The 21,572-nt window shown below is 66.2% G+C and carries 25 protein-coding genes and 1 tRNA gene; 8 read left to right on the top strand and 18 right to left on the bottom strand.

Annotation, left to right across the window (positions count from 1 at the left end; genetic code table 11):
* Positions 1-404 precede the first annotated feature (404 nt).
* The 14 genes from AMB_RS16855 to hisG form a co-directional block, all read right to left on the bottom strand.
* Positions 405-881 (bottom strand): Spy/CpxP family protein refolding chaperone, encoded by a 477-nt coding sequence (locus AMB_RS16855; protein ID WP_050750749.1) that lies wholly within the window; start codon positions 879-881, stop codon positions 405-407.
* A 91-nt stretch (positions 882-972) separates the two neighbouring features.
* Complete coding sequence (locus AMB_RS16860; protein WP_011385694.1) at positions 973-1,209, bottom strand: DUF4113 domain-containing protein; 237 nt, start codon at positions 1,207-1,209, stop codon at positions 973-975.
* A 2-nt stretch (positions 1,210-1,211) separates the two neighbouring features.
* Positions 1,212-1,424, bottom strand: a complete 213-nt coding sequence (locus AMB_RS26550) for a hypothetical protein (RefSeq protein WP_043744971.1) — start codon at positions 1,422-1,424, stop codon at positions 1,212-1,214.
* A 99-nt stretch (positions 1,425-1,523) separates the two neighbouring features.
* Positions 1,524-2,048 (bottom strand): hypothetical protein, encoded by a 525-nt coding sequence (locus AMB_RS25410; RefSeq protein ID WP_148207463.1) that lies wholly within the window; start codon positions 2,046-2,048, stop codon positions 1,524-1,526.
* Between the two features lie 91 nt (positions 2,049-2,139).
* A complete protein-coding gene (locus AMB_RS16870; protein ID WP_011385695.1) occupies positions 2,140-3,474 on the bottom strand; it encodes a ferredoxin reductase family protein in 1,335 nt (444 codons plus the stop codon).
* A 373-nt stretch (positions 3,475-3,847) separates the two neighbouring features.
* Positions 3,848-3,923, bottom strand: a tRNA-Phe gene (locus AMB_RS16875).
* A 79-nt stretch (positions 3,924-4,002) separates the two neighbouring features.
* The gene (locus tag AMB_RS23785; protein WP_011385696.1) at positions 4,003-4,173 is read right to left on the bottom strand and encodes a DNA gyrase inhibitor YacG; all 171 of its coding nucleotides are present in this window, start codon (positions 4,171-4,173) and stop codon (positions 4,003-4,005) included.
* Positions 4,170-5,204 (bottom strand): ribonuclease E/G, encoded by a 1,035-nt coding sequence (locus AMB_RS16880; protein ID WP_011385697.1) that lies wholly within the window; start codon positions 5,202-5,204, stop codon positions 4,170-4,172. Before AMB_RS16880 ends, AMB_RS23785 begins: the two co-directional genes overlap by 4 nt.
* Positions 5,201-5,773 carry a Maf family protein gene (locus AMB_RS16885; RefSeq protein ID WP_011385698.1) on the bottom strand — a complete coding sequence of 191 codons (573 nt, stop codon included), beginning with the start codon at positions 5,771-5,773 and terminating at the stop codon, positions 5,201-5,203. Before AMB_RS16885 ends, AMB_RS16880 begins: the two co-directional genes overlap by 4 nt.
* 4 nt (positions 5,774-5,777) lie before the next feature.
* Entirely contained in the window at positions 5,778-5,996 is a 219-nt protein-coding gene (gene infA, locus AMB_RS16890; protein ID WP_008617671.1) for a translation initiation factor IF-1, read from the bottom strand.
* Between the two features lie 88 nt (positions 5,997-6,084).
* Positions 6,085-6,528: an arsenate reductase ArsC gene (locus tag AMB_RS16895; RefSeq protein ID WP_011385700.1), complete on the bottom strand. Its 444-nt coding sequence runs from the start codon at positions 6,526-6,528 to the stop codon at positions 6,085-6,087.
* 7 nt (positions 6,529-6,535) lie between these two features.
* Positions 6,536-7,009: a UPF0262 family protein gene (locus AMB_RS16900; RefSeq protein WP_011385701.1), complete on the bottom strand. Its 474-nt coding sequence runs from the start codon at positions 7,007-7,009 to the stop codon at positions 6,536-6,538.
* The gene (hisD, locus tag AMB_RS16905) at positions 7,009-8,310 is read right to left on the bottom strand and encodes a histidinol dehydrogenase (protein WP_011385702.1); all 1,302 of its coding nucleotides are present in this window, start codon (positions 8,308-8,310) and stop codon (positions 7,009-7,011) included. Before hisD ends, AMB_RS16900 begins: the two co-directional genes overlap by 1 nt.
* Positions 8,310-8,909, bottom strand: coding sequence for an ATP phosphoribosyltransferase (gene hisG, locus AMB_RS16910; protein ID WP_231849089.1), 600 nt, complete (start codon positions 8,907-8,909; stop codon positions 8,310-8,312). Before hisG ends, hisD begins: the two co-directional genes overlap by 1 nt.
* Before the next feature lie 206 nt (positions 8,910-9,115).
* Here hisG and AMB_RS16915 point away from each other — a divergent pair, with 206 nt between their 5' ends.
* Genes AMB_RS16915 through AMB_RS25415 form a run of 3 tightly spaced genes read left to right on the top strand, consistent with a single transcriptional unit; the run spans position 9,116 to position 11,339 of the window.
* Complete coding sequence (locus tag AMB_RS16915; RefSeq protein WP_043744973.1) at positions 9,116-9,841, top strand: response regulator; 726 nt, start codon at positions 9,116-9,118, stop codon at positions 9,839-9,841.
* Positions 9,838-10,173 carry a hypothetical protein gene (locus tag AMB_RS26555; protein ID WP_043744976.1) on the top strand — a complete coding sequence of 112 codons (336 nt, stop codon included), beginning with the start codon at positions 9,838-9,840 and terminating at the stop codon, positions 10,171-10,173. The genes AMB_RS16915 and AMB_RS26555 overlap by 4 nt, the downstream gene beginning before the upstream one ends.
* A gap of 8 nt (positions 10,174-10,181) precedes the next feature.
* Positions 10,182-11,339, top strand: a complete 1,158-nt coding sequence (locus AMB_RS25415) for an ATP-binding protein (protein WP_231848871.1) — start codon at positions 10,182-10,184, stop codon at positions 11,337-11,339.
* Between the two features lie 3 nt (positions 11,340-11,342).
* Here the strand turns inward: AMB_RS25415 and AMB_RS16930 are convergent, their stop codons facing one another.
* Positions 11,343-14,747, bottom strand: a complete 3,405-nt coding sequence (locus AMB_RS16930; RefSeq protein ID WP_011385707.1) for an adenylate/guanylate cyclase domain-containing protein — start codon at positions 14,745-14,747, stop codon at positions 11,343-11,345.
* Between the two features lie 556 nt (positions 14,748-15,303).
* Between AMB_RS16930 and AMB_RS16940 the strand changes: the two genes are divergently transcribed.
* Positions 15,304-15,504 (top strand): membrane lipoprotein lipid attachment site-containing protein, encoded by a 201-nt coding sequence (locus AMB_RS16940; RefSeq protein WP_148207465.1) that lies wholly within the window; start codon positions 15,304-15,306, stop codon positions 15,502-15,504.
* A 51-nt stretch (positions 15,505-15,555) separates the two neighbouring features.
* Here the strand turns inward: AMB_RS16940 and AMB_RS16945 are convergent, their stop codons facing one another.
* Positions 15,556-15,960: an acyl-CoA thioesterase gene (locus AMB_RS16945; protein WP_050750750.1), complete on the bottom strand. Its 405-nt coding sequence runs from the start codon at positions 15,958-15,960 to the stop codon at positions 15,556-15,558.
* Positions 15,961-16,053: 93 nt separating this feature from the next.
* Here AMB_RS16945 and parE point away from each other — a divergent pair, with 93 nt between their 5' ends.
* From parE to AMB_RS16960, 4 genes are all read left to right on the top strand, one after another.
* Positions 16,054-18,045, top strand: a complete 1,992-nt coding sequence (parE, locus tag AMB_RS16950; RefSeq protein WP_173361898.1) for a DNA topoisomerase IV subunit B — start codon at positions 16,054-16,056, stop codon at positions 18,043-18,045.
* A gap of 32 nt (positions 18,046-18,077) precedes the next feature.
* A complete protein-coding gene (locus AMB_RS25980) occupies positions 18,078-18,251 on the top strand; it encodes a hypothetical protein (protein WP_168185820.1) in 174 nt (57 codons plus the stop codon).
* Between the two features lie 5 nt (positions 18,252-18,256).
* Positions 18,257-18,916 carry a Crp/Fnr family transcriptional regulator gene (locus AMB_RS16955; RefSeq protein WP_043744982.1) on the top strand — a complete coding sequence of 220 codons (660 nt, stop codon included), beginning with the start codon at positions 18,257-18,259 and terminating at the stop codon, positions 18,914-18,916.
* Positions 18,917-19,013: 97 nt separating this feature from the next.
* The gene (locus tag AMB_RS16960) at positions 19,014-19,202 is read left to right on the top strand and encodes a YgaP family membrane protein (protein ID WP_011385712.1); all 189 of its coding nucleotides are present in this window, start codon (positions 19,014-19,016) and stop codon (positions 19,200-19,202) included.
* Between the two features lie 49 nt (positions 19,203-19,251).
* On the opposite strand, the gene AMB_RS16965 is transcribed toward AMB_RS16960, so the two are convergent.
* Positions 19,252-19,557 carry an STAS domain-containing protein gene (locus AMB_RS16965; RefSeq protein WP_011385713.1) on the bottom strand — a complete coding sequence of 102 codons (306 nt, stop codon included), beginning with the start codon at positions 19,555-19,557 and terminating at the stop codon, positions 19,252-19,254.
* A 29-nt stretch (positions 19,558-19,586) separates the two neighbouring features.
* A complete protein-coding gene (locus tag AMB_RS26565) occupies positions 19,587-21,560 on the bottom strand; it encodes a methyl-accepting chemotaxis protein (protein ID WP_050750751.1) in 1,974 nt (657 codons plus the stop codon).
* Positions 21,561-21,572 lie beyond the last annotated feature (12 nt).

Here is a 21,572-nt window from a genome sequence, read left to right on the forward strand (position 1 = left end):
GCGACGGACTGGCGGCGGCGCAGATAGTCCAAAGTACCCCATAACGCCCCCACATCCAAAGCAGATGACCGACCGGGTGGCTGTCGAAGGCGACCCAGTTGGCCTTGTGAGGGACAGAACTGTCGAATCTCCTCCCTATGGAAATAGGGCTATTTCTTTTAGCCCGGTTAATAGACCAATACGGACGAACAAACAGTTGATGAGCGGGGCAAGCCTTGAGCATCCGGCACAGAGCCCCCCTGTCCACGTCCTGGATATTCGCCGTCCCTCAGCTTCGCTTACCCTGGGTCGCTCTTATAGCACTGGCCCGCTTAATGTGGCTGGCTCTTCAGGAAATGTTCAAAAGGACTAGAAACATAGACCAGAATGCTCGAGCCTACGACTCTAGCTCTCCCTCCCCTTGATTAATGCCCCATGCCCGCGTGATGGCTCATCATCAGAGCGTCGGCGGTCTTTTTTTGCTCTGGGGTCAGGGTGTCGTAAAAGCCGGTCATGGCGGGGATCACCTTACCCATGACGCTGACACGCGCCTCCATCATCTTGCGCATACGCTCCATGTGGGTCGGGAGTGTGGTCGCGGGGGGCTGGGCAACGATCTCGGCGCAAACCTTTTTCATGGGTTCATGAGCGGCCTTCATGGTTTCTTTCAGCTTGGCGAAAGCCGCCTTCTGAGACTCACCCAGTGCCAGCTTCACTTCAGCAAAGGCAAGATGCCCCGCCATCTTGGCGTCCATGTCGCCGCACATGACCTGCATATGGTCCGGCGTGGAGGGGCTGGCCGCCATGTGAGCCATGTGATCCATATGATCGGCGGCACGAGCGGCCCCCGTCGCAGCGACCACAACAACGATGGCAACGGCGCAGCGGGAAAGAAACTTCATAGTGTTACCTCCTGGTGGGAATCCATGCGGAGATTTATAGAACCCTAATGTATTGGGCGAAAGCACCATTTACGTCCAAGATGGAATGGTCTTACGCCTTCACCACCGGCAGTTCTTCCCAACTGGTCGTGTAACTCGGCGTTCGATTGTCGCAGCGCATCTGCCAGGGTGCGCCCTTCGGGGCCAAGCCGTAGCCGACCGCTCCTTTGCCCAGCTTGCTATTGAGACCGTCCACGGCAGCCATGAGCGCCTTGGGTTTCTCGCCAGTTTCTGGCGTTGGAGAAAACAGGTCGCGGGGAATGTCTTCGGGCCGCACAAGATCGAGCATGATCACCCCGGCCTTCTTATAGCCGTGACCTCGGGTCGCCCCGCCAGTTTCACCGGCAGACTGTCGGCCATATGGATCAGCAGCACATAGGCTACTACTTCTTTCGGAACCCTAGTCGCGTCAGCATAAAAGTCTGCCGCTATGCAATTACGATTCCGCATCATGGTGATCTTTCGGTCAAACGCTCCCGAAGCTTTGAACAGCCGATCTTTCATCCCCCGCACATCCCTATTTCTTTTGGCCGAGTCAATAGATCAATACGGACGAACAACCGGTCGATGAGAGGGGCGGCCCCGCCAAATGGCCGAGTTCGGTTAGTTGGAGCCGATTGGCCCATCGCCGCGTCTGACAGCTCCCTTTACGCTCCAATGAAGGCCGAGCGTGGTCCAACGATGATCTCCTGCAAAGAGCGACCACACTCCGAGATTCTCATAGCTTTCATCGGGTGATTGCCCATCAATCTCCAGGCGGCAGGCAAGATCTTGGAAATCCACCCCTGTGGTTTCCCGGCCAGGGGCATGACAGCACGAACACCATCCTATCGGGAGATGGGGTGTGGCGGCCTCGAGCAGATAGAGCAGTTCGTGGACGTCGCAACCCGGCCGAACTCTTGCTGTCAGGGATGCTGGGATGAGGTGGTAGCCGACGTAAACCGCGTCATGCAGGCACGGTTCCTGGCAAGGGGTTCTGATGATCGAGGCCACCACTCCGGAAAACCCAGAGGGTATGGAGGGCATCTGGGACGGTGACAGCAGCGTGATCCGACCAAGGATGTCTTCGATGGTTACATCGGCTGGAAGCCGTCCGGTAAGCGGCATAATTGGTTGATTGGAATCCATGGGGCCTCCTCAAGGAGGTATTTATCCAGCAATCGGCATCCAGAACGATCCATTCCCACGGCCTCGAAGTGCCTGAACAAGCGGCTTGTCATCAACGCATCTGAAACAGTTCCTGATGGAAACGTTCCGGCGGCAAGCCGTTGGCAACGAAATTCTCTCGCAGTGCCTGACCAAAGCCGGGCGGGCCGCAGAACCAAAAACTGGCCGACTGCCATTCCGGCACCACAGCCCGGATGCGTTCGCCGTTCAGTCGTCCACCCTTGCCATCGACCAGGAGGTGCAAGCGTACACCGGCAGCAGTGGCATCGGCTGTTAGACGGTCAATGGCAGTTTGATCGAACTCGGTTGTCGGGTGAAACAAATCGATGGTCTTGCTATCCGAATTGGCCGCACAATGCTTGAGACGGGCGACAAAGGGCGTGATGCCGATGCCTGCGCCGATCCAGATCTGGTGTGACTGCGTATCCTCAAAGTCGAAGCAACCGTAAGGGCCTTCCACCGTCACCGGCATGCCAATCTTCAAGCGTTCCCGCAAACGGCTGGTGTGATCGCCGAGCGCCTTGGTGATGAAGGTAAGGCGATGATCAGCCGGATTCCAGGCGGAAGCGATGGTATAGGGGTGGGCTCCCTCTTTCTTGTCGGAGGTGACGAAGGCGAATTGCCCGGCGGCATGGCCACACCAGCCGTCATCCAGCACGACTGTGGTTTCGAGAACGCGCAGGGCCGGGTAGTTGATCAGGGACTCGATGGTGCCCTGCACTTTACGTCCGGCACCGATGCGGCCTGTCAGGGTCAGCACGGCGGCAACGCTGCCGCCCAGCAGCAAAGTTGCCAGCACCCAGCCGACCGGCTGTGTCCAGTAGACGAATTTAGTGAGCACAGCAGAGTGATAGGCCAGGGCCAGGTAGGCTGCTGCTAGCCATTTGTGGGTCTTGACGAACAGGTGATAGGGAAAGCGCTTGACCAGGGCCAGAACGATCAAAGTCACGGCGGCGTAGAACACCCATTCGCCTATGGATTCAGCCAGCCCCCGCTGGCTGCGCAGCCAGCCTTCAATGGCACCGAGCGTCTGGTCAACATTTGGTTTGCGGGCGGGTTTTTCCAGCCACCCCCAGCCGACCATCCACTTGGTGCCTTTTGCCCACCACCAGTGCAGGATGGAAACCGCCAAAGCGCTGATACCCAGCCACTTGTGCAGGCGGTAAATCTTGTCCAGCCCGTCCAGATGCGGCTCCAGCCATTTCGGTCGCAGCGCCAGCAGCATTGCGATACTCATCAGGCCGATGCCGAGCACCCCGCTGTATTGTACAAATACGCCACGGAACGAGAAATAGGTGAATGGCTCCGGGGACAGGGTATCGGCAGCCAACCATAGTGCAGTCAGCAGGAGTACTATGGCGACGAGTGAAATTTTGATGCGCTTCAAGAATGAACTCCGACGAAATGCCCCATGACCTTCCCCAACGTGGTCAACGATATACCAATACGGAAATCGTCGAAGGGCGTGTAGGAGTTTTTGTGTAAACGGTCGGCTGGAAGCCGCCCGGTAAGCGGCATAATTGGTTGATTGGAATCCATGGGGCCTCCTCATGGAGGTGTTTATCCAGCAATCGGTATCCAGAACGATCCATTCCCACGGCCTCGCACTGCCTGAACAAGCGGATAAGCGAGCTTCCTTCGAAGGAAGGCAAGGATCTCAGCCTCGACCTCGATTTGGGGCAACTGTGGGGCAAGGCCCCAAAAAGGTTTAGGCCCCAGCTTCTGACTGGGGCCTAACTCCTTGATAACAAGGCAATAAATGGTGCCCAGGGGCGGAATCGAACCACCGACACTGCGATTTTCAGTCGCATGCTCTACCAACTGAGCTACCTGGGCCTCGTGCGCCTCGCGGCGAAGAGGAGGCGCTTATAGGCGACTTTCGCCGCCTTGGTCAAGCCCCCCTGAGGCAAAAAATTCAATCTTCCTCGGGGAGGCCCTCGGGGTCCTCCACGGCGGGCGCCCGATAGGATTCGTTCAGCCAGCGGTGCAGGTCCACATCGGCGCAGCGAGCCGAGCAGAAAGGCTTGTATTTGGGCTGGGCGGGCTTGCCGCAGATGGCGCAGGCGGGCGCCGTTTCATCGGTCATCGGATCACGTCCTCGATCAGCACGTCCTCGGAGGCGCGGGAGGCGTCTTCGCGGATGGTCAGGGGGTGGCCCAGGCGGCGCTCGGCTTCCGCACGCTCGGCGGCCAGGGCGGCTAGGGCGGCGGCCACCGGGGGGGCGGCACGCAGGGCCAGAATCTTGCCCGGCCGGGTGAGGCTCTCGGCCAGCAGGGCGCGCAAGGCCGCCAGGGCCAGGGTCTCGGGCGTGGCGGCCTGGGTGCGGCGGCACAGCAGCTCGGCCAGGGCGGGTCCACGACGCTCGCGGGTCAGTTCCACCAGCCCCAGGGGCGACACCCCGAATACATGGGTGGGCGTCGAGTCGGCCGCCACCGCCTGCTTCAGCGCCTCGGCCAGCCGGAACAACGGCTTGCGGTCGCGGCCCGAGACGAAATCCACCACCACCTGTCCGCCGATGCCCCTGAGGCGAAGCTGGCGGGCGATTTCCGTCACCGCCGCCCCATTGGCCTCGGCCGGGCGGGCGCCGGCCGAATCCACGTCGATGGCGGTCAGGGCGGCGGCCGGCTCGATGACCAGGCGCCCGCCGCCTTTCAGCGGCACCACGGGGTCGAGAACCGCCTGCAGCACCTCGTCCACCTCGTGGTGGGCATCAGTGACGATTTCGGCCTCGGAAAAGGCGGCGCGCAGACGGTCCAGCGGGTCGGGACGGCGCAATAGGGCCGGAGCCTCGCCCGTTGCCGGGAAATCCCCGGCGGGGGTCAGCAGCGGCCCCTTGCCGCCCCGGCCTTCGGCCCGCACCCTCGCCACCACGGCCGAACCCTCGGACAGGCCCAGCGCCCTGGCCCCGGGCAGGAAGCCGGGGCGCGGCCCCGTCCCCAGATCCACGAAGGCGGCGTCCAGCCCCTTGTCCAGGGCGGTGACCCGGCCACGGAACACGCTGTCGAGCAGGAGGGAGGGACGGTCGATAACCAGCTCCAGCGGCTGGCCGTCGGCCAGCACCAGATAACGGGCCTCGCCCGGGCCGGCGGAGATGAGGATCTCGACTCGCCCGCTCACGGGGCGAAGCCGAACCCGTCCAGCAACTGCGCCGTCTCGAACAGCGACAGGCCGACGATATTGGAATAGGAGCCCTGGATATCGCGCACGTAGCGCGCCGCCAGCCCCTGGATGGCATAGCCGCCCGCCTTGCCGTCCCATTCCCCCGAGGCGGCATAGGCGGCCATCTCGGCATGGGACAGGCGCTTGAAGGTCACGGAGGTGGTGACGGTACGGCGCCCGATGCGGCCGTCGGGGGCGATCAGGCAGATGCCGCCCACCACGCGGTGACGGCGTCCCGACAGCAATTCAAGGCATTGGCGCGCCGTGGCCTCGTCCTCGGCCTTGGGCAGGATGCGCCGTCCGCAGGCCACCACGGTATCGGCGGCCAGCACGAAGGCTCCCGGATGGCGCCCGGCCACGGCCAGAGCCTTGGCCTCGGCCAGACGGCGGGCGTGGGGAACCGGCAATTCGCCTTTGAGGGGCGTCTCGTCCACATGGGCGGGGTCGACGAGACCGGGCATGATGGCGATCTGGCGAAGCAGGTCGAGGCGCCTGGGCGAAGCCGACGCCAGCACCAGAACGGCCATGGGATTACTTGTAACGGAAGGTGATGCGGCCCTTGGTCAGGTCATAGGGCGTCATTTCGACGTTCACCCGGTCACCGGCCAGCACGCGAATGCGGTTCTTGCGCATCTTGCCGGACGTATGGGCAAGAATCTCATGGTCATTGTCGAGCTTCACCCGGAACATGGCGTTCGGAAGCAATTCCGTCACCGTCCCAGAAAACTCGATCACATCCTCTTTCGCCATTTGGCCTCCGAACTGGGTTTTGCGCGCGCGAAGATAAGTGAGCGCAGGCAGGGTTTTGGTCAAGCCTTTTCGAGCATGGAAGGGGTTATTATTCCCGCGCCATGCCCGAAGGCGGGAACCGCTTGCGGATGTGGCGTTCCAATTCATCGCGCACCGCGCGGTAGGCATCGAGGCGAACCTCGCGGCTGCCTTCGATCAGGGTGGGATCGAAGGTGGGCCAGAACTCCACCTCGCAGGCGTTGTGCCGGGTCAGGTCCACCGCCTTGTGCTGGGCCTCGGGCGACAGCGAGACCACCACGTCGAAGCTGTCGTCCTCCAGTTCCTCGAACAGGCGCGGCTTGTGCTTGGAGACGTCGATGCCGATCTCGTCCATCACCTGGACCACGAAGGGATCGGGCTCGCCCCGGCGCACGCCGACGGAATAGACATAGACGCGCTTGCCGTGGATGCGCTTCATGATGCCTTCCGCCATGGGCGACCGCACCGCGTTCATGGTGCAGCAGAACAGTACGGCGGAGGGCAGGTCCCCCATCTCCCCCCTACCCCCTGATATGGAGGACGCAGATCAGGGTGAACAGGCGCCGCGCCGTATCGAAATCCACGTCGATCTTCCCCCCCAGGCGTTCGCGCAGCAATTCCGAGCCCTCGTTGTGCAGGCCGCGGCGGCCCATGTCGATGGCTTCGATCTGGCTGGGCGTCGACTTCTTGATGGCGGCGAAATAGCTTTCGCAGATCATGAAGTAGTCTTTGACGATGGATTGGAAGGTCTTCAGCGGCAGCGGCACCTGCACCAGCGGAGTCTCGTCCTCCTTGCGCACGTCGAAGATCAGCCGCGTGTCCTCGAGCTTGATATAGAGGGCATAGGGGCCGATGAAATCGCCATTGGGGGCGAAGTAATTCTCTTCCAGCAGGTCATAGACGGCGACGGCACGTTCGTGCTCCACCTCGGCGGCGCGGCGGACCTGGTACTTCTCCACCAACTCGATCTTGGCCAGCTTCTGGCGATGCGGCATCAGCCGGCCCCCAGGTTGAGCCGTAACGCCACCGACAGACCGTGGGCGCCGAGGCCTTCCGCCTCGGCCAGACGCACCGCCGCCGGGCCGATGGCCCGCAGGGAATCCGCGTCGCAGCCCAGCAGGGTGGTGCGCTTCATAAAGTCCAGCACGCCGAGGCCCGAGGAGAAACGGGCCGAGCGCGCCGTGGGCAGAACATGGTTGGGACCGCCGATATAATCGCCCACCGCTTCGGGGGTATAGCGCCCCAGGAAGATGGCGCCGGCGTTCCTCACCCGGGCGGCCAGGGCGTCGGGATTCTCCACCGCCAGCTCCAGATGCTCGGGCGCGATGCGGTCGATCAGCGGCAGCGAGGCCTCCAGATCGGGCACCACGATGATGGCGCCGTGGCTGTCCCAGCTTTCCCGGGCGATCTTGGCACGCGGCAGGGTCGCCAGGTGCGACTCCACCGCCGCCGCCACCCTTTGGCCGAACTCGGCGTCATCGGTGATCAGGATGCTTTGCGCGGCGGTATCGTGCTCGGCCTGGCTCAGCAGGTCGGCGGCGATCCAGGAGGGATCGTTGAAGCGGTCGGCCACCACCAGGATTTCCGACGGCCCGGCGATCATGTCGATGCCCACCGTGCCGAACACCCGGCGTTTGGCGGCGGCCACCCAGGCGTTGCCGGGGCCGACGATCTTGTCCACCGGGCGGATGGTCCCGGTGCCATAGGCCAGCGCGCCCACCGCCTGGGCGCCGCCGACGCGGTAGATCTCGTCCACGCCCGCCACCTTGGCGGCGGCCAGGACCAGCGGGTTGAGCACGCCGCCGGGCGACGGCACCACCATCACCAGACGCTCGACGCCGGCGGCCTTGGCGGGAATGGCGTTCATCAGCACCGAGGAGGGATAGGCGGCGGTGCCGCCCGGCACATACAGGCCGGCGGCGGAAACCGGGCTCCAGCGCAGCCCCAGCCGCACTCCGGCGGCATCGGTGAAGGAATCGTCGACGGGCACCTGGCGGGCGTGGAAGGCGCGGATGCGCTCGGCGGCCAGTTCCAGGGCACGGATCAGTTCGGGATCGCAGGAGGCATAGGCGGTCTCCACCTCCTGCGCGGTGATGCGCAGGGTGGCAGGCGTCAGCTCCAGCCGGTCAAAACGGGCGGTGTACTCGATCAGGGCGGCGTCGCCGCGACTGCGCACTTCGGCCAGGATGGCGGCCACCGCCTGATCCACGTCCTCGTCCACCTCGCGCTTCATGGCCAACAGGGCCAGGAAGGCCGCTTCGAACCCGGAATCGCGGGAGTCGAGACTCTGCACCATCAGCCTCCGCACGCCTTGCGAAACGCTTCGATCCAGCCGGCCATCTCGTCGGGACGGGTCTTCAGGGCGGCGCGGTTGACGATCAGGCGGCTCGTCACCTCGGCCAGCACCTCCACTTCCTTCAGGCCGTTGGCCTTCAGGGTGGCGCCCGACGACACCAGGTCGACGATGCGGGTGCACAGTCCCAGCGACGGTGCCAGTTCCATGGCGCCGTTGAGCTTGACGCATTCGGCCTGGACGCCGCGCGCCGCGAAATGGCGCTTGGTCACTTCCGGGTATTTGGTGGCGATGCGCACGTGGCTCCAGCGCCGCGGATCGTCCGAGGCGGCCAGATCGTCGGGCTCGGCCACCGACAGGCGGCAGGCACCGATCCCTAAGTCCAGGGGCGCGTAGATCTCGGGGTAATCGAATTCCATCAGCACGTCGTTGCCCGCCACGCCCAGATGGGCGGCTCCGAAGGCCACGAACGTGGCGACGTCGAACGAGCGCACCCGAATGATGTCGATATGGGGATGGTTGGTGCCAAAGCGCAACAGCCGGCTCTTCGGATCGTCGAAGGCGGGTTCCGGCAGGATGCCGGCGGCACGGACCAGGGGCATGGCCTCGTCGAGAATACGGCCCTTGGGCAGGGCGATGACCAGTTTGTCTTGCGGGCTCACGGCGATTGAAACTCATATCTTCCGGGGAGCCCTGTTTACCCGGTTTCGCGCCCCCGTTCCAGTGCGGAGAAACTATCTTTCGTCTGTTACCATCGGTTACCGAAAAGCAACCGACGCCGGAGAGCCGGCAGGCTATAACGGATGCCATGGACAACACCAATCCACATATCCTGGTCGTGGATGACGACCGCGAAATCCGCGATCTGCTGACCAAGTTCATGATGCGGCACGGCCTGCGGGTCAGCGCCGCCAAGGACGGAATCGAGATGGCCAGGGTGCTCGACGAGCGCCGCATCGACCTGGTAGTGCTCGACCTGATGCTGCCGGGCGAGGACGGGCTGAGCCTGTGCCGCCGCCTTCGGGAGACGCGGGCCGGGCTGCCCATCATCATGCTGACCGCCATGGGCGAGGACACCGACCGCATCGTTGGCCTGGAAATGGGCGCCGACGATTACGTGGCCAAGCCCTTCAATCCCCGCGAATTGCTGGCCCGCATCAAGGCGGTGCTGCGCCGGACCCAGACCGCCGAGGAGGCCCCGGCTAAACGCGGCGGCGCCAAGGCGTGCTTCCTGGGCTGGACCCTGGACCTGGCGACCCGCGACCTGCATTCGCCCGACGGCGTGATGGTGGCGCTGTCAGCGGGTGAGTTCGGCCTGCTGCAGGTCTTCGTCGAGCATCCCCGCCGGGTGCTGTCGCGCGACCAGTTGCTGGATTTCGCGCGTGGCCGCTCGGCGGTGCCCTTCGACCGCTCCATCGACATCCAGGTCAGCCGCCTGAGGAAGCGCATCGGCGACGACGCCCGCGACCCGCAGATCATCAAGACGGTGCGGGGCGGCGGCTATCTCTTCACCCCCGAAGTGGAACGGTCATGAGCTCCTTGCGCGCCAAGGGACTGAGGGTGCTGCCCGACAGCGTGGTGGGGCGGACCGCCCTGGTGCTAGTCGCCGCCCTGATGATCTCGGCGGCGGCGGCGGTGGTGCTGTTCGCCGCCCAGCGCCAGGAAGCGCTGGAGACCATCGGCGGCCGCAACGCCGCCGAACGGGTGGCCGGCCTGGTCACCCTGGCCGAGCAACTGCCCCCGGACCAGCGCCAGGACACCCTCAGCAGCCAGGAATCGTCGCAATTCCGGGTGGGCTGGGGCCCGCAGCCCGCAGCCTGGACAACGAGGATTTCGGTCTGGCCGCCTATGTCCACTCCGCCCTGAAGGAAGGGTTGGACGGGCGCGAGATCAAGGTTTCCACCCGTCCCGGCCCCTTGGGCAACGGCCCCAGCACCGGCGTGGGGCGTGGTGGCGGGCGGCATATGCATGGCCCCGGCCCCGGCTTCGCCGGGCCACCCGAAAATCGCCCCGGCTTTGGCGGGCCGCCCGACGGCCGACCCGGCTTTGGGGGACCCGGCAGCGGCGGCGGCGGCGGCGGCAGGGTGATCGGCCCGGCGCTGCGCGTCTCGGTGCATCTCAACGACGGGTCCTGGCTGAACGTGCTGGCGCCCCTGGACCTGGGCGATCCCCTGTGGCGGCCGCGCTTCGTGGCGCCGCTGGTCATCGCCCTGGTACTGGTCACCCTGTTCTCCCTGATGGCGGTGCGCCGCGCCACCCGCCCCTTCGCCACCTTCGCCCAGGCGGCCGAGCGGCTGGGGGTGGATGTCTCGGCCCCGCCATTGCCCGAGACCGGCCCGCGCGAGGTGCGCCAGGCGGCCCAGGCCTTCAACATCATGCAAGGCCGCATCACCCGCTTCGTCCAGGACCGCACCCAGATGCTGGCGGCCATCAGCCATGATCTGAAGACCCCCATCACCCGGCTGCGCCTGCGCGCCGAGTTCATGGACGACGACGACCAGCGGGCCAAGATGCTATCGGACCTGGAAGAGATGGAGGCGATGATCGCCTCGACCCTGGCCTTCGCCCGCGATGACGCCGCCAGCGAACCCCGCCTGCGCCTTGATCTGGCCGCCATGCTCCAGGGCATGGTCGAGGATCTGGACGATCTCGGCGCCCGCTGTAGCTACGAGGGACCGCAATCCCTGGTGCTGGAGGCTCGCCCCGCCGCCCTGAAGCGAGCCCTGTCCAATGTCATCGACAACGCCATCAAGTATGGCGGCTCGGCGGCGGTGGCCCTGGAAACCAGTGGCCGTGAGGCGAGGATCACCATCGACGACCAGGGGCCGGGCATCCCGGCGGAGGCGCACGAACGGGTCTTCGCCCCCTTCGTGCGGCTGGAAGCCTCGCGCTCACGCGATACCGGCGGCACCGGGCTGGGGCTGGCCGTGGCGCGGGCTGCCATCCGCGCCCATGGCGGCGACATTGCCCTGGCCGACCGGCCGGGCGGCGGATTACGGGTGACGGTCACCCTGCCGGGTATGGGGCGGTAGGACTCAGCCTTCCCTCTTGGGCGGGGCCAGTGAGATTTCCACCTTGCCGGTGAAGGGCCGAAGCGTCGGCGCCGGCTTGGGCCGGGGCGGCGCCAGGGCGATATCATCGCCATCCTCAGCCTCCAGCTTGGCCATGGCGGCTTCCACGGCGGCGGCGACCTCGGCCAGTTCCGCGTCGGAGGACTCCGCCGGAGCCTCTTCCGCCTCGGCCAGCAAGGCCCGCATGTCGTCTTCCGAGAAACCGGCCCCGGCACCGATCTCGGGCAGGTCTTCCTCGGGCAGCGGCTCTTCGTTGTTTTCCTCGAGCAGGGCGGCGATCTCGTCGTCGCTCATGGCGCCGCCCAGGTCGAACAGCGAGGGCGGTGGCCCGTCGGGAGCACACGGTACCGCCTGCTCCGACAGCGCCGCCAGATCATCGTCGGAAAAGCCCATGGCCGAGCCGAGCGCCGGCAGGTCGGCGGCGGACGGCGCCCCCTCTTCCCCCTCGCCCTCTTCGCTTTCCTCAAGCAGAGCGGCGATATCGTCGTCACTCATGGCGGCATGAAACGAGAAATCGGGCTTGGGCACCGTCTCGTCAGCCACCAGTTGCGCGTCGAATTCTTCTTCCTCGGTCGCCTCGGCCAGCAATGCCGTCAGGTCGGCGTCGGACAGGATTGTGGAGGTCAACTCGGCACCCGGGGGATGCAGATCCTCCTCCACCTGGTCTTCCGGGTCGCCCATGGCGAGAATCCCGGCCAGATCCTCGTCGGACAGGGTGCCTTCCGCTTCCTCTCCGGCCGGAGGCTCGACGGCACTCTCCTCCTCGTCGGGTCCGGCCTCTTCCAGCAGCGCCGCGATATCGGCGTCGGACAAGATGGTGGAGCCGAGGTCTCCCAGTTGGGCGGGGGCGCACGGAGCCGGCTCCTCGTCATCCCCCAGGTCGGCGACTTCGCCCATGGACAAGATGGCGGCAAGGTCGTCGTCGGACAGGGTGCCTTCCTGAACCAGCGCCGACGCGTCGTCCAGAAGGACGGCCATGTCGTCGTCGGACAGGATGGTCGACCCCAGTTCGCCCAGATCGGCCGGGGCGGCGGGCGCGGGCTCCTCGTCCTCGCCCAGCTCCGCGACCTCGGCCATGTCCAGGATGGCGGCCATGTCGTCGTCGGACAGGGTTCCTTCGGAAAATGGGACCGAGGGCTGGTCGTCGAGGTGATCCTGTTCGTCCTCGACGACGGAAGGCTCCTCCTCGACGATGGGAGACTCGTCCTCGGCGACCGGCGGCTCGTCCTCGGTGACCGGCGGCTCGTCCTCGACAACCGGCGGCTCGTCCTCGACAACCGGCGGCTCGTCCTCGGCGACCGGCGGCTCGTCCTCGACGACCAGCGGCTCGTCCTCGACAACCGGCGGCTCGTCCTCGACGACCAGCGGCTCGTCCTCGGCGACCGGCGGCTCGTCCTCGACGACCAGCGGCTCGTCCTCGGCGACCGGCGGCTCGTCCTCGACGACCAGCGGCTCGTCCTCGACGACCAGCGGCTCGTCCTCGGCGACCGGCGGCTCGTCCTCGACGACGGGAGGCCCTTCCTCTGCCGGAGCCGGTTCGTCCTCGGCCGGAATGGCGCGCATGACTGCCAGCAATTCGGAGGACAGCAACGCCTGGAGATTGGGCTCGGGCGACTGCGGCTCTTCCTCGACCGCTGGGGAAGCCATGACCTCGGACGACACCCGGCGGCGCAGGTGATAGACCGTTTGCTTGCCGAAATCCTTGGCCAGCGACAGCACGCCCACATATTCGCAGGCGAACCGCTCGGCGAAATCCTCGCCCCGGTTCTGGGCCTCCGAGCGCATGGCGCTCTGTTCGGCGGTCAGGACGGCGACGAATTGCTGGGTGGCATAGACGTGGCCGATCACCGTCACCGGCTCCAGCCGGGCGGCGCGGTTGATGTGGCTGCCGTAGAAGTTCTGCCGGCCGCAGATGGGGTCGACCGCCTGGAACACCGGACCGGCATGCAGGGAAATGCGCAGGTTCAGCGGATGGGGCAGGCGGTCGGCCAGCTCCTCGTCGGCCTTCAGCACCATCTCCTGCAGGGTCTGGGCGTATTCGGCCATGGGCGAGGCCTTGTCCATCACCGCGAAGATGGCGTCGCCCCAGGTGTTGATGGCCAGGGGCTGATGTTCCAGCCCAGCCATGCCCTCGGATATGATGCGCAGGAAGTCGAGGAACACCGGGGTGTGTTCCTCCTTCAGCTTGGAATAGCCGGCGATGTCGCAGAACATCATGGAGCGGATGACGCGGCCTTCGCCCTTTTCCTCGTCCCCGTCGCCATCCAGGTCGGGCATGGCGGGGATGTAGTCCCCGGCCAGATCGGGAAATTGCTGCAGCAATCCGTCGAGATCGATGATGCGCAGGCGGGAGATATCCTCCCACTGGTCGATGAAATCGGCGGCGCCGCCCACCAGCGAGCCGGGCATCATGTCCCACACCGCCAGCAGATAGGGCGCCGTGCGCAGGAAATTGGCCCGCAGGGTCGCCAGGCCGTGCAGGCACTGATTGGCGAAGCGGTACAGCATGCCGTGGCCGAGATAGCGCTCCTCGGTGGCATAGGTCACGGTATTGGCCAGCTTCAGGGCGTTGCGAAAGCGCATTTCCCAGCGCGAGCCGCCATAGCGCACATTCTCGGCGATGAAATCGTCGATGGCGTAGGGCATCACCACGTTGACCTCGGCGCCGCGCTCCAGCATGGCCTCGATGAACAGCAGGTCCGAGCCGCAGGCGGCCATGGAATAGCCCACCTGGGCGCCCAGCTCATCCAGGGACTTGGCGATCTCGGCCCGCACCGCCGCCTCCAGCTCGGGCGGGAAGTGCGGCCCCTCGCCCGGACGGTCGAGGGGATGGCCGGTGAACACCGCCACGGTCGGCGGCTTGATGATGTCGAACACCGCCTCGGGAACGACCAGACCGCCTTCCTGCAGCAGGGCCAGCTGCTTGAGCGCCGCCACCGTGCTGCCGTAATGGATGCCTTCCAGGGTGCTGGCCCAGGCGAAGGAGGCCAGGGCGTCCTGCACCTCGCCCAACAGCAGATGCGCCTCGGCCACGGTGACCAGCAATTGGTAGCGCTCTTCCGGCGACAGCGACAGGTCGGTCTCGGCGTGGGACACCCGGTCGCGGACCCGGCGCGCCAGTTCGCGGGCGCCGTCGTGATCGCCCAGCAGCCACGAGGTCACCGCCGCGTCGATGCCGTCGCGGGACGCGTTGCTGATGTGGAAGGCGCGCAGGAACAGCTCGCGGCAATGTTCGAGATCGCCCCGCAGCCCCGAGGCCAGCCAGGCCTCGCGGAACACCCCGGCCAGGGAGGTGTAGGTCTCGGCATCGGCGCTGGCCACCAGCTTCTTGCCGCGCACCAGTTCCAGCGCCTCGGCCAGTTCGGCCATGGAGGCCAGGTGTCCTGGCTGTCGGCCTCGTCCAGCCCCTCGACGGCGCGGCGCAGGGAGTTGTGCAGGCGGTGGAACGGCCCCTCGTCGATCAGGATGACGTCGAGCACCGGCTGCAGCAGGCGGCGCGCCTCGTCCACGGCGCCGGTCTGGGACAGCGCCACGGCGCCGAAGATGGCCAGCTTGAAGCTGTCGGGATATTGCCGCAGGCCGTCGCGCGCCGTGTCGTGGGCCAGGAAGTTCTGGCCCTCTTCCAGCAATTCACGGGTGATCCGCTCCCACTCGGACAGGCTGCGGAGCGTATTAGCGCCGGCGCTGATCGGGGTCGAATCCGCCAAGGTGGGCCAAACCTTATCCTATGGGTCTGAATACCTGTGTACCATGCCCCGGCGCGAGCCGAAAGAGGGCCTGGAAATCCTGTCCTTGGGCAATAGGCCCGTGCCGCCGACCCCGTGCCGGCTCGTGAACTGCCGGCATGGATTCAGACGGATGGACTCGGTTCCCAACCGCTAGTATCGTGCCATCAGGTTATTTTTTTATGAGAGGAGACGGATTTATGAAGAAGATTATTCTGGTTGCGGGGACCGTTCTGCTGCTGGCCGGCTGCTCGGGCCGCTGGGAGCCCTTCGGCGGCTTCACCGATCCGGTGTGCATGCCCGATGGCTCGGTGTCGTTCTACCAGCAGCCCGACGACAAGGGCCAGCTCGGCACGCCGCGCGCCACCAAGGAAAACTGCCCCTGGAACAAGGCCAAGTAGGCCTTCCGACAGCAGTTACGAAAAGGGCCCCGGAAGGGGCCCTTTTTTGTCTCACTCTTCCGGGGGAACCGGCCGCTTCTTGCCCTGGTCGTCCACCGCCACATAGGTGAAGACCGCGCTGGTCACCTTGACCAGGGCATCGCTGCCGCCATGGCGGCGCACCCAGGCCTCGACCCGCACCGACAGCGAGGTCCGCCCCACCCGCAGGATCTCGGTGTAGCAGCTGACCTCGTCGCCCACATAGACAGGCTGGTGGAATTCCATGCCCTCCACCGCCACGGTGGGGGTGTGGCCCCGCGCCCGGCGATAGGAATGGGTGCCGCCCGCCAGGTCCATCTGGCTCATCAGCCAGCCGCCGAACACATGGCCGAAAGGATTGGTGTCGGCGGGCATGGCGATGGCCCGGGTGGACAGGCGGCCGCGCGGCGCCCCGCTGATTTCAATGCTCTCGCTCATGGATTGTCCCGATCTTACAATATCTTGTGGTTAACTCCGACGACGCTACAGCATGCGCTTGCGCATCGGGCACGCATTTCTATAATGCCAGCCATGTCCGACCTGTTCCAGCAACTCGCCCCCAAGGCGACCGAATACTCCGCCAAGGACATCGAGGTCCTTGAGGGGTTAGAGCCCGTCCGCCGCCGTCCTGGCATGTATATCGGCGGCACGGACGACCGTGCGCTCCACCATCTGGTGGCCGAAGTGCTCGACAACGCCATGGACGAGGCGGTGGCGGGCCATGCCGGCTGGATCGAGCTGGAACTGGCCGTCGACGGCACCTGCACCGTCAGGGACAACGGCCGCGGCATTCCCGTCGACCCCCACCCCAAATACCCGGACAAGAGCGCGCTGGAGGTGATCCTCACCACGCTGCACTCGGGCGGCAAGTTCGGCGGCGACGCCTACAAGGTGTCGGGCGGCCTGCACGGCGTCGGCGTCTCGGTGGTCAACGCCCTGTCCGACGCGCTGACCGTCGAGGTGGCTCGCGACCGGGTGCTGTGGAGCCAGCGCTTCTCCCGCGGGCTGCCGCTGGGGCCGCTGGAAAAGGTGGGGCCGGTGCAGAACCGGCGCGGCACCACCGTCATCTTCCATCCCGACGCCCAGATCTTCGGCGAGCGCGCCCAGTTGCGCCCCGGCCCGCTCTACCGCATGGCGCGGTCCAAGGCCTATCTGTTCCGGGGCGTGCAGATCCGCTGGAAATGCGATCCGCTGCTGATCAAGGACGGCGACGAGATTCCGGCCGAGGACACGCTGCACTTTCCCGGCGGCCTCACCGACTTCCTCAAGGCGGTACTCAAGGAGCGGCCGCTGGTCACCAAGGACATGTTCCAAGGCACCGCCCCGCTTGCCGACGACATGGGACAGGTGGAATGGGCGCTGGCCTGGCCCGACGATGACGAAGAAGGCTTCGTCAACACCTATTGCAACACCGTGCCCACCCCCGAGGGCGGCACCCACGAGGCCGGCTTCCGGAATCTGCTGACCAAGGGCCTGCGCTCCTATGGCGAGATGGCCGGCAACAAGAAGGCCGGGCAGATCACCGCCGAGGACGTGATGGTCGGCGCCTGCGTCATGGTCAGCCTGTTCATCCGCGACCCGCAGTTCCAGGGCCAGACCAAGGAAAAGCTGGCCAGCCCCGAGGCCACCCGTCTGGTGGAAAACGCGGTCAAGGACCACTTCGACCACTGGCTGTCGGGCGACAAGGCCTCGGCCGGCGCCCTGCTCACCCGCCTGATCGAGAAGGCCGAGGACCGGGCACGCCGCCGTCAGGCCAAGGAAATGAACCGCAAGACGCCCACCAAGCGTCTGCGCCTGCCCGGCAAGCTGGCCGACTGCTCGCGCTCGGTCAATGTGGGCACCGAACTGTTCCTGGTGGAGGGCGATTCGGCGGGCGGTTCCGCCAAGTCCGGCCGCAACCGCGAGACCCAGGCCATTTTGCCGCTGCGCGGCAAGATCCTCAACGTCGCCTCGGCGTCGACCGACAAGCTGCGCCAGAACCAGGAGCTGAAGGACCTGATGGAGGCCCTGGGCTGCGGCGCGCGCGACAATTACGACGACGAGAAGCTGCGCTACGAGAAGATCATCATCATGACCGACGCCGACGTGGACGGCGCCCACATCGCGTCGCTGCTGATGACCTTCTTCTACCAGGAAATGCCCGAGCTGATCCGCAACGGGCACCTGTACCTCGCGCTGCCGCCGCTGTACCGCTTGGCCCATGGCCAGATCGTCGCCTACGGCCGCGACGACGCCCACAAGGAAGAGCTGCTGAAGACCCTGTTCGCCAACAAGAAGAACGTGGAGATCAGCCGCTTCAAGGGCCTGGGCGAAATGCCCCCCGCCCAGCTCAAGGAAACCACCATGGACCCTAGCCGGCGCACCCTGCTGCGGGTCACCATCCCCTCGGGCCGCACCGAGGAGGATCATGAAGAGGCCAAGGATGTGGCCCGCCTGGTGGAAAGCCTGATGGGCCGCAAGCCCGAACTGCGCTTCGCCTTCATTCAGGAACGGGCCAGGTTCGCCACCGACCTGGATGTCTGATCGCCGCACCCATCTATTGCGAGGAAAAGATCATGGCCGACGAGAATTTGAGCCCCGGCAACATTGCCAAGGCGCTGGGCGTGTCCGATGGCAAGGTGAAGAAGGCCATCAAGGATCTGGGGCTCGAGCCCGCCGCCAAGCGCGGCGTGTGCAGCTTCTATGCCCCCGATCAGGTGGCCAGGATCAAGGCGGCTGTGGGGGCCTGAACCCCGTGGCACAGCCCACGCAGGACTGGACCCGCACCGTCCCCGATCTGGCCGGGCTGGACCAGCCGACCCGCGACCGGCTGCGGGCGCTCTGCCGCCCGGCCAGCCTTCCCGCCGGCACCCGGGTGTTCGGCGAGGGCAGCCCGTGTCAGGCCTACCTGATCCTGCTGTCAGGCGAGGTCCGGGTGCAGAAGGTGGCGGAATCGGGCCGCGAGATCGTCCTTTACCGCGTCGCGGCGGGCGAGACCTGCATCGTGACCACCGCCTGCCTGATGAGCGGGGTGGATTACGATGCCGAGGGCATCGCCGAAAGCGACGTCACCGCCCAGATCCTGCCGGCCTCGGCCTTCCGCGAGTTGCTGGGGCGTTCGGAAGCCTTCCGCGACTTCGTCTTCCGCGCCTACGGCTCGCGCATTTCCAGCCTGCTGATGCTGATCGACGAGGTGGCGTTCGGCCGCATGGACCGCCGGCTTGCCGCCTGCCTGCTGGCGCGGGCCAAGGGCAGCGGTTCGGTCACCGCCACCCACCAGGATCTTGCCGTGGAACTGGGCAGCGCCCGCGAGGTGATCAGCCGCCTGCTCAAGGATTTCGAGCGACGAGGCTGGGTCGCCCTGTCGCGGGGCAGCCTGACCCTGACCAATCCTGCGGCGCTGGCCGAGAACTAAATTAGCAAAGTGTGTGACTAGATCACCGACAGGCCGCCGCTGCCGCTCCTATGCTCGGGCCATCTTCGGATAACCGAACCAGCACGGAGTGGACATCATGAACAAGAACGTCGGCGGCATCGACCGCATCCTGCGCATCGTGGTCGGCCTGGTCCTGATCGGCCTGACCCTGACGGGCATCATCGGCCTGTGGGGCTGGATCGGCGTGGTGCCGCTGGCCACCGCCGCCATCGGCTGGTGCCCGGCCTATCTGCCCTTCGGCATCAAGACCTGCAAGATGAACTGATCCCCGATTTCCCGGCGCCGGTGACTCCCGTCACCGGCGCCGGGGCTTCTCAGTCGGTGATCCGGAAGGTTTCACCGGCCTCGGTCAGTTCCAGCAGGCGCTTCACCCCGCCCTGGGGCTTGGCCAGGCTCATGACCGCCCCGACCCCGTCCAAGTCTTCCCGGGCGATGTAGAGCAGCCCCAGCCCCACCGAATCGATGTGGCTGAGGCCCGACAGGTCGAACACCACCTGCTTTGCCTCGACCCCGTCCAGGTCGCGCAACAGGCCGGCGAAGATGTCGTTGGCGGCGAAGTTCAGCTGCCCCTGAAGAGCGACGGTGACGGCCTGACCATTCCTGGCGATGCTGTATTGCATGTCCTTCCTCCTCTTGACGGGAGGGGCGGCTATTGCCGCACCCGCACCAGGAAGCGATCGGTTTCGGCGGTCAGGGCCTCGACCACCTGGGTCAGGCTCTTGGCGCTCCAGATCACCCGCACCGTTCCGGCGCAGGTCTGGGCCGAAGAGCGCGACAGATCCCCCACATTGCTCGAGACGTTCTGGGCCTGACGGGCCACCTCGTCGATATCGTCGGCGATCTCGCGGGTGGCGGCCTCCTGCTCCTGCACCGCGCCGGCGATGGCGGCCGAGATTTCGTCCAGAGTTCGGATGATGTCGACGATGCTGCCGATGCTGTCGGCCATGCCATGGGACGAGTCCTGGACCTCGCCCACCTGGCGCGAGATTTCCTCGGTGGCCCTGGCGGTCTGGTTGGCGAGATTCTTGACCTCGCCCGCCACCACGGCAAAGCCCTTGCCGGCTTCACCCGCCCGCGCCGCCTCGATGGTGGCGTTGAGCGCCAGCAGGTTGGTCTGGGCGGCGATGTCGCTGATCAGTCTGACCACCTCGCCGATGGACTGCACCGATTGGGCCAGCCCCCCCATTCGATTGGCGGTGATATTGACGTCCTCCACCGTCTGGCGGGCGATCTCGGTGGACTTGGCCACCTGGCCGGCGATCTCGTTGATGGCCAGGGCCAGTTGCCGGGTCGCCTCGGCGGCGCCGGTCGCCCGCTCGGTGGTGATGTTCACCGCGTCGCCCACGTCCAGCGAGCGCGAGCCGCTGCGTTCCGAGCGCCCCGCCATGACCTGGGCGGTCTGGCGGATGCCGCCGGTGGCGCGCTCGACCTCGGCGACCTTGCTCTTGACGCTGGCTTCGAAGTCGTCGGCCATGGCCCGGATGGCGGCGGCCTTTTCCGCCTCGGAGCGGAGGCGCTCGGCCTCGCGCACCTCGCGCAGGCGGTCGGCCTCGACCATGGCGTCGTGGAAGACCTGGACGGCGCGGGCCATCTCGCCCACCTCGTCGTGGCGGTCCTGGGCGGGAATGGCCGCCGCCTTGTCACCGGCGGCCAGGGCCTTCATCACATCGGCGATCCGCCGGATGGGCCGCTCGATGGAGCGCCCCAGCCACAGGCCCAGGGTCAGGATCAGGATGAAGCCGCCGCCCATCACCATCTGCTGGGTCCGCTGGGCGGCGCCCGCCACCTGGGCAGCCCGGGATTCGGCGGCCGTGGCGGCGGATTGGGCGTCGGCCACCATGGTCTCCAGCACCCCTTCCAGCCAGTCGCGGTGGACGGCGATCATCTCCTTTTCCAGGGCGACGACCTGATCCAGGCCGTCGGCGGCGGCGCGGAAATCACGGTGATAGCGCTCCAGGCTCTCGGCCAGCGCCCCCCGCTCCGCCGCCGGCATCCCCGAGAGGGGCAGCGCCTTGGCAAAGGCCGCCACCAGCGCGTCCAGCTCGGCCCGGTCCGCCGCCTGTCGGCGCAGCAGGAAGTTCTTTTCCGTGCGCCGCATCTGTAGGACCAGGATGGTAAGGCTGGGCTCGTCGCCGGCCGTCAGCACCTTTTCCATGTCCAGGGCGGAATTGCGCAAGGCCCCCAGCAGGCCGACCTGATCGGTGAAGCCCACCTTGCGCTGGGTCTCCACCAGGGAGACGAAGGCACGGCTATAGCGCTCGGCCCCGTCCTTGACCTTGGCGATCAACTCGCGCCGGGGCGGCCCGTCGCCGGGCAGCACGGCGGCCATCCGGTCCAGGGCCTCGCGGGCCGCGGCCACGTGGCGCGGCTGCTTGGCGGCGGAATCCTCGTCACGGCGCAGCAGGAAGTTTTTTTCCTGACGGCGCGCCTGCAGCAGGGCGATGTCCACCTTATCGGTCAGAGCCATCACGGCGCGAAACCCCTCGGCTTCGCTACGGGCGGATTCCTCGCGCAGATGGCTGTCCCACAGCAGCAGGGCCGCCGCGAGAAACACCAGACCAGCGATGATGGTAAGGGAAGCGACCTGGCGCCGGAGCGGCCACCGCGAGAGAAGGCGTTCCATCCTGCCCCTCCT

It is taken from the genome of Paramagnetospirillum magneticum AMB-1 (assembly GCF_000009985.1).
Lineage (GTDB): Bacteria > Pseudomonadota > Alphaproteobacteria > Rhodospirillales > Magnetospirillaceae > Phaeospirillum > Phaeospirillum magneticum.